This is a genomic window from Paraburkholderia sp. BGA-UO-ETr-F21 (assembly GCF_059567925.1).
The window spans coordinates 1,086,819-1,098,309 of the sequence record NZ_JCAQOY010000040.1 but is presented as its reverse complement, the minus strand read 5'-3'; the positions used below and the strand labels follow the sequence as shown (position 1 = coordinate 1,098,309).

General features: G+C 61.4%; 13 protein-coding genes. 3 read left to right on the top strand and 10 right to left on the bottom strand.

The window, feature by feature from the left end; translation table 11 throughout:
• Positions 1-24: 24 nt before the first annotated feature.
• The 7 genes from hscB to AC57B1_RS37300 all read right to left on the bottom strand — a co-directional run bounded on the left by hscB (position 25) and on the right by AC57B1_RS37300 (position 4,583).
• A complete protein-coding gene (gene hscB, locus AC57B1_RS37330) occupies positions 25-552 on the bottom strand; it encodes a Fe-S protein assembly co-chaperone HscB (RefSeq protein ID WP_091792891.1) in 528 nt (175 codons plus the stop codon).
• 169 nt (positions 553-721) lie between these two features.
• Entirely contained in the window at positions 722-1,045 is a 324-nt protein-coding gene (gene iscA, locus AC57B1_RS37325; RefSeq protein ID WP_028199494.1) for an iron-sulfur cluster assembly protein IscA, read from the bottom strand.
• A 151-nt stretch (positions 1,046-1,196) separates the two neighbouring features.
• Positions 1,197-1,610, bottom strand: coding sequence for a Fe-S cluster assembly scaffold IscU (gene iscU, locus AC57B1_RS37320; RefSeq protein ID WP_007181285.1), 414 nt, complete (start codon positions 1,608-1,610; stop codon positions 1,197-1,199).
• An 80-nt stretch (positions 1,611-1,690) separates the two neighbouring features.
• Positions 1,691-2,914: an IscS subfamily cysteine desulfurase gene (locus AC57B1_RS37315; protein WP_091792890.1), complete on the bottom strand. Its 1,224-nt coding sequence runs from the start codon at positions 2,912-2,914 to the stop codon at positions 1,691-1,693.
• Between the two features lie 75 nt (positions 2,915-2,989).
• Entirely contained in the window at positions 2,990-3,520 is a 531-nt protein-coding gene (gene iscR, locus AC57B1_RS37310) for a Fe-S cluster assembly transcriptional regulator IscR (protein ID WP_091792889.1), read from the bottom strand.
• A 142-nt stretch (positions 3,521-3,662) separates the two neighbouring features.
• Positions 3,663-4,160 (bottom strand): low molecular weight protein-tyrosine-phosphatase, encoded by a 498-nt coding sequence (locus AC57B1_RS37305; RefSeq protein ID WP_091792888.1) that lies wholly within the window; start codon positions 4,158-4,160, stop codon positions 3,663-3,665.
• A 183-nt stretch (positions 4,161-4,343) separates the two neighbouring features.
• Entirely contained in the window at positions 4,344-4,583 is a 240-nt protein-coding gene (locus AC57B1_RS37300; protein WP_091792887.1) for a hypothetical protein, read from the bottom strand.
• 269 nt (positions 4,584-4,852) lie between these two features.
• Between AC57B1_RS37300 and AC57B1_RS37295 the strand changes: the two genes are divergently transcribed.
• On the top strand, positions 4,853-5,416 hold the full coding sequence (locus tag AC57B1_RS37295) for a hypothetical protein (protein ID WP_408347722.1): 564 nt from the start codon (positions 4,853-4,855) through the stop codon (positions 5,414-5,416).
• A 239-nt stretch (positions 5,417-5,655) separates the two neighbouring features.
• On the opposite strand, the gene AC57B1_RS37290 is transcribed toward AC57B1_RS37295, so the two are convergent.
• On the bottom strand, positions 5,656-7,071 hold the full coding sequence (locus AC57B1_RS37290) for a lactate utilization protein B (protein ID WP_408347719.1): 1,416 nt from the start codon (positions 7,069-7,071) through the stop codon (positions 5,656-5,658).
• A gap of 81 nt (positions 7,072-7,152) precedes the next feature.
• Positions 7,153-7,875, bottom strand: coding sequence for a (Fe-S)-binding protein (locus AC57B1_RS37285; RefSeq protein WP_496420191.1), 723 nt, complete (start codon positions 7,873-7,875; stop codon positions 7,153-7,155).
• Between the two features lie 180 nt (positions 7,876-8,055).
• Between AC57B1_RS37285 and AC57B1_RS37280 the strand changes: the two genes are divergently transcribed.
• Entirely contained in the window at positions 8,056-8,862 is an 807-nt protein-coding gene (locus AC57B1_RS37280; RefSeq protein WP_091792884.1) for an IclR family transcriptional regulator, read from the top strand.
• Positions 8,863-8,956: 94 nt separating this feature from the next.
• On the opposite strand, the gene pbpG is transcribed toward AC57B1_RS37280, so the two are convergent.
• Positions 8,957-10,129, bottom strand: coding sequence for a D-alanyl-D-alanine endopeptidase (gene pbpG, locus AC57B1_RS37275; RefSeq protein ID WP_091792883.1), 1,173 nt, complete (start codon positions 10,127-10,129; stop codon positions 8,957-8,959).
• Positions 10,130-10,904: 775 nt separating this feature from the next.
• Between pbpG and AC57B1_RS37270 the strand changes: the two genes are divergently transcribed.
• The gene (locus AC57B1_RS37270; protein ID WP_007181275.1) at positions 10,905-11,477 is read left to right on the top strand and encodes a phasin family protein; all 573 of its coding nucleotides are present in this window, start codon (positions 10,905-10,907) and stop codon (positions 11,475-11,477) included.
• The last annotated feature ends 14 nt before the right edge of the window (positions 11,478-11,491 follow it).

The following is an 11,491-nucleotide window of genomic DNA, read 5'->3' as shown; positions in this document are numbered from 1 at the left end:
GCTGCTGCGCGCGGCGCGGGCTCGCTAGGAGTCGAGCCGCTCGATCTGCGTACCGATTTCCGACGCCACCCGCTCGATGAACATCAACTGCCGCACGGCCTCGCCTGCGGCCTGATTCGCGCCGCTGTCGAGCAACGCGCCTAGCTTGTCGAAACGCATGCGCTCTTCGTCGCGCAGTTCCGTGAGCAAGGCGTCGAGCGCGTCGACGTTCTTCGCCGCGGCCGCGTCTTCGATCCCTTCGCGCCATTCCATTTGCTGCATGAGGAACGCCGGCTCCATCGCCGTATTGTTCTCCGCGCCGACGTCGATACCACGCAGATGCAGCAGATAAGTGGCGCGCTTCAACGGATCGCGCAGCGTCTGATACGCCTCGTTGGTGCGCGTCGCCCACTGCATCGCAATGCGCTTTTGCGCGTCGCCGGCCGCCGCGAAGCGGTCCGGATGCACTTGTGCCTGGACCGTGCGGTAGGCGTGATCGAGCGCCGCCGCGTCGAGCGCGAATTGCGCCGGCAGGTCGAACAGGTCGAAGTGGCTGTCGTTCAGCGAGGCCATCGGATAGAAGAAGTCCGTTCAGGAAAGCGCACCGGAGTGCAGTCTAAAAACTCGGCTCGGTGGAGCGTGAAGGCGGCGTCGCGACGTCGCAGCGCAGGCGAATGCGCGGATCAAACTAAAAAGGCGGCCCGCGCCGCCTTTGATCCGCTGCACGCGGAAATGTCCGGAATTACACGCGGAACGATTCGCCGCAACCGCATTCGTCCTTCACGTTCGGGTTGTTGAACTTGAAGCCTTCGTTCAGCCCTTCACGTGCGAAGTCGAGCTCGGTGCCGTCGATATAGGCGAGGCTCTTCGGGTCGACAATGATCTTCACGCCGTTGCAATCGAAGACTTCGTCTTCGGGCGCGAGTTCATCCACGTACTCGAGCTTGTAGGCCAAGCCGGAGCAGCCGGTGGTGCGCACGCCGACGCGCAAGCCGACGCCTTTACCGCGCCGGGTCAGATACTTCTGGACGTGCTGTGCTGCCTTTTCGGTCAACGTAATTGCCATAGCGTTTCTCATTGCGCAGTGCGTGCCGGCCGTTCGTCTGCCTTCTCACGCGCTGCTACCCTGCCTGCATCAAATATCGCTCGTGTCGGACGGTTGCGTTGAATTCGCGCCGTCCGTTTCCATTCACCTGAAACCGCGCCGCAACCGCCGCTTAGGCGTGTTGCTTCTCGTCCGCGACGACCGCTTCACCGTGACGTTGCTTGTAGTCGGCGACCGCTGCCTTGATCGCGTCTTCCGCGAGGATCGAGCAGTGGATCTTCACCGGCGGCAGCGCCAGTTCTTCGGCGATCTGCGTGTTCTTGATCGACATGGCCTGATCGAGCGTCTTGCCCTTCACCCATTCGGTCACGAGCGAGCTCGACGCAATCGCCGAACCGCAGCCATACGTCTTGAACTTCGCGTCTTCGATAATGCCGTCCGCGCCCACGCGGATCTGCAGCTTCATGACGTCGCCGCATGCGGGCGCGCCGACCATGCCGGTACCGACCGCATCGTCGTCCTTCGCGAAGGAACCGACGTTGCGCGGATTTTCGTAATGGTCCAGAACCTTGTCGCTATAAGCCATGATGACACTCCTTGATTCGTTTCAACCTGCAATTCGTGCAATTCGCAATTCGATAGATTCGACGTAATCCAAACGGCGCATCAGTGCGCTGCCCATTGGATCGTCGAAATATCGATCCCGTCCTTGTGCATTTCCCACAGCGGCGACAAGTCGCGCAGCTTCGAAATCTTGGTCTTCAGCAGGTTGATCACGTAATCGACATCCTGCTCGGTCGTGAAGCGGCCCACCGTGAAGCGGATCGAGCTGTGCGCCAGTTCGTCGTTACGGCCCAACGCGCGCAGCACGTACGACGGTTCCAGCGAAGCCGACGTACACGCCGAGCCCGACGACACCGCCACGTCTTTCACCGCCATGATCAGCGACTCGCCTTCGACGAAATTGAAGCTGATGTTCAGGTTGTGCGGCACACGCTTTTCCATGTCGCCATTCACATATACCTCTTCCATTTCCGACAGGCCGCGCAGCAGACGGTCGCGCAACATGCGGATACGTTCGTTCTCCGTCGCCATTTCTTCACGCGCGATACGGAATGCCTCACCCATGCCGACGATCTGGTGCGTAGCCAGCGTGCCCGAGCGCATGCCGCGCTCGTGACCGCCGCCGTGCATCTGCGCTTCGATGCGGATGCGCGGCTTGCGGCGCACGTACAGCGCGCCGATGCCCTTCGGTCCGTACGTCTTGTGCGCCGAGAACGACATCAGGTCGACCTTCAGCTTTTGCAGGTCGATCGCGATCTTGCCGGTGGCTTGCGCGGCGTCGACGTGGAAAATAATGCCCTTTTCACGGGTGATCTCGCCGATCGCCTCGATGTCCTGAATCACGCCGATCTCGTTGTTGACGGACATGACCGACACCAGAATCGTGTCCGGACGCAGCGCGGCCTTGAACTTCTCGAGGTCGATCAGGCCGTCGTCCTTGACGTCCAGATACGTGACTTCGAAGCCTTCGCGTTCGAGTTCGCGGCAGGTGTCGAGCACGGCCTTGTGCTCGGTCTTCACCGTGACGATGTGCTTACCCTTGCTCTTGTAGAAGTGCGCGGCACCCTTGATCGCCAGGTTGTCCGACTCCGTGGCACCCGAGGTCCAGATGATTTCGCGCGGGTCGGCGTTCACCAGCGCGGCGACATTCTCACGCGCTTCTTCGACTGCGCGCTCCGCGTCCCAGCCATACGAGTGGCTGCGCGATGCGGGGTTGCCGAACTGCTCGCGCAGATACGGAATCATCTTGTCCACCACGCGCGGATCGATCGGCGTCGTCGCGCTGTAGTCCATGTAGATGGGCAGATGGAGAGTGTCGTTGTTCATCAATTGCTCCGGGGACGTCATGTGCTCTGGCTTCTGGGTTTCTGATCAGGCTGCGGTTTCTGCTCGATACCGCGCCTAGGAACCGGCCATGTTGAAAACGGAATTCGGCCCTTTCGGCGCCACGCGGACAGGTTCGACCGCTGGCGCCTCGTTGCGCCTGTCGCGCAATACGGCCGGCGCGCCTTCGCGCGAACGCTGCTGGTCGACCAGATCCTTCAGGGAGACCGAATCGAGGTACTCGACCATTTTCTGGTTCAGCGTGGACCACAGTTCATGCGTCATGCAGTGGCCGTCGTGCTGCTTGGTACCCTCGCAGGAGCCTTTGCCGCCGCACTGGGTGGCGTCGAGCGGCTCGTCGACCGCGATGATGATGTCGGCCACGGTCACGTCTTCAGAGCGACGGGCCAGATTGTAGCCACCGCCCGGTCCGCGCACGGACTCGACGATTTCATGACGACGCAGCTTGCCAAACAGCTGCTCGAGGTACGACAGGGAGATATGTTGGCGCTGGCTGATACCCGCAAGCGTCACCGGGCCCTGCTCCTGGCGCAGCGCCAGGTCAATCATCGCCGTGACGGCGAAACGGCCTTTCGTGGTGAGTCTCATATGTAGGGGAACCGCAATTCTCGACAAGTTTTGTCAAGTATAAATACATGAGCGATTTAGTCAAGTATCCCTATCGCGATTTGGGTCATTCGCTTAATTGCGAGATAGGCTCGGCGCACTAACGCCCTCGGCCGCCAAACGCTTAAGCCAGCAAGTGCGGGCGCAACGCCGCGATCAGGCCACGGCAGGCCGCTTCGCACTGATCCAGCACCTGCTCGAAACCTTCCGCGCCGCCGAAATACGGATCCACGACTTCGCGGGCGCCGCCCCAGCGGACGTCCGCCTCGGGCACGAACTCCATCAGCAGACGAATCTTGTCGTGCTGCTCTGGCGCGCAGACCTGACGCAGGGCGGCGACGTTTTTGTCGTCCATTGCGATCAGCAGATCGAAACGCTCGAAGTCCGCAGCGGCGATCTGGCGGCCGCGCAACGCGGCTAGTTCATACCCGCGCCGGCCGGCCGCGTGCTGCGCGCGCTCGTCAGGCGGCTCGCCGATGTGCCAGTCGCCCGTGCCTGCGGAATCGATCAGAATGCGCTCCGCGAGCTTCGCCTCGCTCACCAGATGGCGCATCACACCTTCCGCAGTCGGTGAACGGCAGATGTTGCCGAGGCAGACAAAGCAGATCGACACGGTTTTCATCAGAGGCTTTTCCGGCGCGCCAGCGCTTCGGCCGACGGTTAGCAAACAGGTGCCGCGATTATACAAAGCCGGCCGGAATTTCGCCGGAAGCCCGGCGCGCGGCAGTTTGGGATGGCGCGGCGCTACGCGGCGATCCCACTTGCGCCGCTGCGGTCGCGCGTACCTTGTGCTTACCTTCGGTGTTTACGACGCTTCCGCGAGCGGCATCGCGGTGACAGCTCGCATCGGTTTCGCCGGCAGCGCCGAGGCGGCATCGACCATGCCGTACGAGACTGCGCGAGCGAGTTCAGCCGTCAGTTGATCGGCAGCGAGCGGGGCTTGCGACGCGTGCGATGCGGTGTTTCCGCAAATGTGCAGATAGGCAGCCGCAGCGAGCGGCACAACGATGGCTAGTGGCCAGTACACCGATATTGTCTTTTTCATGATGTCGTTTCTTCCGATTGTGGGCGGATGAGCTTGTAGCCCACTATGCCCAGTCCAAATCCTATAGGAATACGCAATCGGGAAAAACCCAACGCCGCGAGACAGATCGTTGCTCTCAATGAAACAGTCGATCGGCTGTTTGCGGCGCGCGTCGCGGGCGCGCGGCTTGCGACCGGAAAAAGAAATCCTTACAAACGCATACAAAGCTCTTGTGACGGATGGCGATAATAGCGGTCTTAAATACATGCCCTCGTACTGGTCTATCTCACATGAAACGCTTCGCACCAATCGTCTGTCTCGCGGTCGCCGCCCTGCTCGGCGGCTGTGCGGTGTACCCGGACGGCACGCCGATGTACGGCAATGCCAATGGCGGATACAACGGCTATAACGCCTATGACGGGTACGACGGATACGCCACCGGCGTGCCGGTCGTGCCGCAAACCAACGTCTACATGGGCTACGGCAACTACTCGGGACCGGGCTACTACGGCGGCCCGGGACGTTATTACGGCCCCGGACCCGGCTATGGCGGCTATCCCGACCACGACCGGCCGCACAACGGCAACTATGGAAATAACGGCAACCACGGCGACAACGGCGGCTGGCATGGCCAGCCCGGTGGCGGTGGATCGCACGGCGGACCACCGCCACAAGGCGCGGCGGGCGGACCGCGGGGGCCGAGCGGATCGAATGCGCCGCGCCCGGGAGCCGGCGCGCCGCCACCTCCTCCGCCGCCGCAACAGGCAGGCAACGGCGGCCATGGCAACGGCAACAATGCGGCACCCGTGCGCGGGGTGCCGGGCCGACAGTCCGGTCAGATGACGGACCACTGAGTCAAGCGTTCGCGTTGGAGTTCCGACGCGGGCGTGCGAATCCGCCAGGCAACAGCGCTGCAATTGACGGCCACGGGAGCGCACGGGAGCCACTTCTGCGACTCTGGCTGAGTTCATTCGAAGCGCCAGCCAGAACGCGACATGAGCAATCAGACAGCGCGATGCCGGAATTTACGGCTCGCGCCCAATGCCGCGAGACTCCGGAACTACGACACCGCACCCTGCCTGCTGCGATCCGCTCAGCCGATATGACTGCGTTGCGCGGCGTACAACTCCCTGAACGTGCGTCCGACCGGCGCGGGCATATCCCGCGTATCGGTCCAGCCCGCGCCACCTAACGGCAGCCTGGCAATCGACCGGTTCGTGCCACCCATGCGCTCCAGCACCCGCACGGCCAGCTTCGTAAAGAGCGCATAAGCATCCGGATGCAGCGCCAGAAAACCCCACACGGCGAGCCCCACGCGTTCTTTCCAGGGGCGCAGCCGCCGCTCCACCTGCTTCTCGCGCAGCTTGCGCAACAGATCCGATAGCGGGATCCCCACCGGGCACACGCTATTGCACTCGCCGCACAAGGTCGCGGCCTGCGGCAAATCCAATGCCTTGTCGATACCGACATAGCTTGGGGTCAACACCGAACCCATCGGCCCTGGATACACCCAGCCGTACGCGTGGCCGCCGACCTTCTGGTACACCGGACAGTGGTTCATGCACGCGCCGCAGCGGATACACCTCAACATTTCCTGGAAGTCGCCGCCGATCAGCCCCGTGCGCCCGCCGTCGACGAGCACTACGTACATATGTTCGGGACCGTCCTGATCGCCCTCGCCGCGCGGCCCGGTCAACACGGAAAAATAGTTCGAGGTCGCTTGCCCGGTCGCCGAGCGCGGCAGCAGACGCATGGCCGTAGCCAGATCCTCGAGCGTGGGCAATACTTTCTCGATACCGGTCACGGCCACATGCACGCGTGGCATGACCGTGCACATGCCTTCATTGCCCTCGTTCGTGACCAGCACGACCGAGCCGGTTTCCGCCACCACGAAATTGCCGCCTGTCACACCCATGTCCGCCGTCATGAAATGCGGACGCAGAATCTCGCGCGCTTCGCGCGTCATGTCGGTGATTTCGGTCAGGCGCGGCCGGTTGTGAGTCTTTGCGAACAATTCGGCGATTTCGTCCTTATCTTTGTGGACGACCGGCGCGATGATGTGGCTCGGCGGCTCGTTGTCGTTGATCTGGAGGATGTACTCGCCCAGATCCGTTTCGATGGATTGCACGCCCATTTGCCCGAGCACTTCGTTCAGGCGCATTTCTTCGGTGACCATCGACTTGGTCTTGATCACCTTCTTTACCTCGTGACGACGGGCAATGTCGCCGACGAGCCGCGCTGCCTCCTGGGTCGTCTCGGCGAACAGGACGGTCACGCCACGCCGGGCCGCCTCGCGCTCGAAGGTTTCCAGCCACACGTCGAGATTGTCCAGCGCGCGATTGCGGCGCTCCTTCAGCGCGGCGCGCGTGGCCGGAAAGTCAATCTCGGTCATGGCCGAGGCGCGGGACGTGACGAATTTGGTCGACAGCTTGGTCAGGTTCTGCTGCAAGCGCTGATCGGCGAGCTTTTGACCAGCGCGCGCCTTGAATTGCATGGATTGGACTTGCATGGCGGCCTTATGCGGAATCGGGCAAAACGCGCCTGAAAGCTGAAGCGCGAATCTGAAACGGCGGGAATGCGGCGAGCAGCATTACACGTCGCCGGCCAGTACCTGGGCGATGTGCAGCACCCGCGTGGTGACGTCGCCGGTACGCCGCAAACGGCCTTCGATATTCAGCATGCAGCCCAGGTCGCCGAGCACCACCGTGCCGGTTTCGCTCGCCCGGATATTCGCGCATTTTTCGTCGACGATCGCCGTGGAAATTTCGCCGTACTTGAGCGCGAACGTGCCGCCGAAGCCACAGCAATGCTCGCAGTCCTTCATCTCGCTCACCGTCACGCCAACCTGCGCCAAAAGCGCGCGGGGCTGCGCTTTCACGCCTAATTCGCGCAACCCTGAGCAGGAATCGTGATACGTGACGCGACCCGCGAACTCACCCGGCTGCAACTGCACTTTGGCCACATTCACGAGGAAGTCGGTCAGTTCGAACACTTTGGCGCGCAGGCGGCCGAAGCGGTTCATCAGTTCGGGATCGTCGGCGAAAAGGTCGCCGTAATGCGTGCGGATCATGCCGCCGCACGAACCGGACGGCACCACGACGTAATCGAACTGTTCGAACTCGCGCAGCGTTTTCTCGGCCAGATCGCGCGCGATGCGCCGCTCCCCTGAGTTATAGGCCGGCTGCCCGCAACAGGTTTGGGCAGGTGGCACCATCACCTCGAAACCCGCGGCTTCGATCAGCTTGATGACCGAAAACCCGATCTCGGGACGCATCAGGTCGATCAGGCAGGTAACGAACAATCCGACTCGCATGAGCCCTCCTTCGGGAAAACGTCCCTGATTATCCGCTGTTTGGCGCACAATACCAACGGCCGGAAGGCATAGGACACAGATCAAATCTGATTGGAATAGCGCCTCCAACCGCTTTCTTTTTTTTCACAATACGGGATACAATCAATTTCCGCTGTTTGACGCGTCAACCGATTCCTCCCCATGAGCGATACGAACCCGGATCCCAAGACTTCGATCCAGGTGATCGAACGCATGATGCGCTTGCTCGATGCCCTTGCTGCGCATAGCGACCCGGTCAGCCTGAAAGAACTCGCCATCCGCACCGAGTTGCACCCTTCCACCGCCCACCGCATCCTGAACGACATGGTGATGTGCCGGCTGGTGGACCGGTCCGACCCCGGCACTTACCGTCTGGGCATGCGCCTGCTCGAGCTCGGCAATCTGGTGAAAGCCCGCCTGTCGGTACGCGACGCGGCGCTCACGCCGATGCGTGAATTGCATCGCCAGACCGGCCAGACGGTGAACCTGTCGGTACGTCAGGGTGATGAGATCGTCTATATCGAGCGTGCTTATTCCGAGCGTTCCGGCATGCAGGTGGTGCGCGCCATCGGCGGGCGGGCGCCGTTGCATCTGACGTCGGTCGGCAAGCTGTTCCTCGCCGCAGACGAATCCACGCGCGTGCGGGCGTACGCCACCCGCACCGGCCTGTCGGGCCACACGCAGAACAGCATCACCGACCTGACGAAACTGGAGCGCGAACTCTCGCACGTGCGTCAGCAGGCCTGCGCGCGTGATAACGAAGAACTGGAACTCGGCGTGCGCTGCATCGCCGCCGGCATTTACGACGACACCGGCAAGCTGGTCGCCGGTCTGTCGCTGTCCGCGCCGGCAGACCGTCTGCAGGACTCCTGGCTTGGCCAACTCAGCCAGACCGCGCTGATGATCTCCGAGTCGCTCGGCTACCGGCCGCAACCGGCGCAAGACCATTCGCATAGCCATCACGCGTAAGCCGGCGCCTGACTTTCAGCGCAATAAAAAAGCCTCGCATTTGCGAGGCTTTTTTGTACGGGCCGATCCGGAAACCGGCCGCTCACGAGCCGCTTCAGGTACCCGAACCGCCGGCGTCCGCGCTGGTAATGCGCGGCTGGTCGCCGCCGTTGTCCAGCCACGTGCGCAGACGCGTTGCGTCCGCGAACCGCGAGTACTTACCCGACGAGTCGAGCAGCACCATGATCATCGGACGGCCGTGAATGGTCGCCTGCATGACGAGGCACTCACCCGCTTCGTTGATGAAGCCGGTCTTTTGCAGACCGATGTCCCAGGTCGGGTTACGCACCAGCGCATTCGTGCTGTTGTACGCCAGCGAACGCTTGCCGGTGTACACCTCATAGCTGTGATCGGTCGAGAACTTGCGAATCACCGGATATTGATACGCGGCGTTGACCATCTTCACGAGGTCACGCGCGCTCGATACGTTCTGGCTCGTCAAACCCGTCGGGTTTTCAAAGTGCGTGTCGGTCATGCCGAGTTGCTTGGCCTTCGCGTTCATGGCCGCGAGAAAGGCGGGACGGCCGCCCGGGAAGTAACGCGACAGCGCTGCCGCCGCGCGATTTTCCGATGCCATCAGCGCGATATGCAGCATGTCTTCACGCGAGAGCACGGAGCCCACCGACAGACGCGAGCCGGTGTTCTTTTCGTAGTCGCGGTCTTCGTCGGTGACTTCGATCTGGTCGGTCATCGGCTCTTTCGAGTCGAGCACCACCATCGCCGTCATCAGCTTCGTGATCGACGCGATCGGCACCACGGCGCGCGAATTCTTGTCGAACAGCGGTTCCCCGGAGTTCTGATCGATCACGTAGGCGACGCTGGATCGCAGCATGAGCGCGTCCGGCGTTTCGTGCAGGCCGAAAGCCTGGCCGACGCTCGGCGAACGCGGTTCATACGCGACACGGCGCACCACCGAGTGGTGACGGCCATTCGACGTATAGGTTACGCGCTTGCGCTTGACGCCCGCGCGTGGCGCGTCGTCCTCAGCGGCGACCGACTTTGCAGCCGCCGCTTTCGATGCCTTCGACACCTTGGCGGGGGCGGCAGCCGGCTTTTTGGCTGCTTTCGCGTGTTTGGAGGTTTTTGCAGGTGCAGCGGGCGTGGCGGCAAAAGCGCTCACAGGCGTGGCGAACGCCGCTGCGATGACCATGGAGGCGGCCACCGACAGAGCGGTGCTGCGGGCCGCGCCGTGGATCACTTTTAGCGACGAAAACATGTCGGTTTTCATGGGTGTTCGGTAGGGAGCGGCGAGAGGTTTTCCGCAAGTGTAGTAAAACAACGAAAAATTAGCAATTTGAAGCACTTATACGCGCTCCTTAAACCGGCTTGTAAGCTCCGATCGCAAAAACACGAATAAGTGCCACGCCTCGATCGAAAAAAACGATCGCCCAGGCGTTTCGCCTCGCGGCTGCCGCCATACGCCAGAATCGAGGTGATTCTTCCAGCATAACGGCAATTTCGAGACAACCTTGATCAGGGGAAATACGGTCAGAGCACGGGCGGACGGACGCTGCCAGTGCAACAGTACGAAATTGGGATCGATCCACGGGCGTGTTAAACGTCCACTGGAAACCGCCAACGCGCATTCGACCGGATTCAGTCATTAACGTTCCGTGACACTTTCCGGTTTACATCGATTTGCATTTGCGGCGTTTTGTTAATTGTCGGATGTTACCGGCTTCCCTTGCTGGCGTGTGATGGGAGGTCGAAATGCCCGACAACGCGGCAATAAATACAGTATTTTGTTCGCACCAGCGCGGTGCAGCGCTCAATTTGACCTGCGTCACGCGAACGTCATGCCCAACGCATAACATCTTGTTTTATCAGTGGTTTCTTAATATGGTGCGACGCACAAAAAACACTTGACATTCGTCGTAGCCATCCTAAAATGGGAACCATTGCTGCGATGCACCATACATCGCGGTCCGGCGGGACGCACCAATGTGTCTCACCACCCACCAATGCGGTCCGCACAGACAGACCGCGATCCAGGAGCGTAAACCATGACTCTGCTGACCCCTGAGCAATTCGCCGCAGCCCAGAAAGCCAACTTTGAAACGCTGTTCGGCCTGACGACCAAAGCATTCGAGGGCGTCGAAAAGCTGGTTGAGCTGAACCTGCAGGTCGTGAAATCGACGCTCGCGGAAAGCCAGGAAAATGCTCAACGTGCGCTGTCGGTGAAAGACGCGCAGGAACTGCTGGCACTGCAGGCAAGCCTTGCACAGCCGGTAGCCGAAAAGGCGCTGTCGTATGGCCGTCACGTGTATGAGATCGTTTCGGCAACGCAAGGCGAATTCGCCCGCGTCGCTGAAGCGCAATTCGAAGAGCAAAACCGCAAGGTTCAATCGCTCGTCGAAAACGTTGCCAAGAATGCCCCGGCTGGTTCGGAAACCGCTGTCGCCGTGATGAAGTCGGCTATCACCGCCGCCAACACCACGTACGAAACGGTTCACAAGGCAACCAAGCAAGCGGTCGAAATCGCTGAAAGCAACTTCAATGCAGCCGCAACAGCTGCATCGAAGGCAGCTTCGCAAGCTGCAGCACAAGCGTCGCGCTCGGCCAAGAAGGCCGTCTAAGCTTCCGTCTCAAG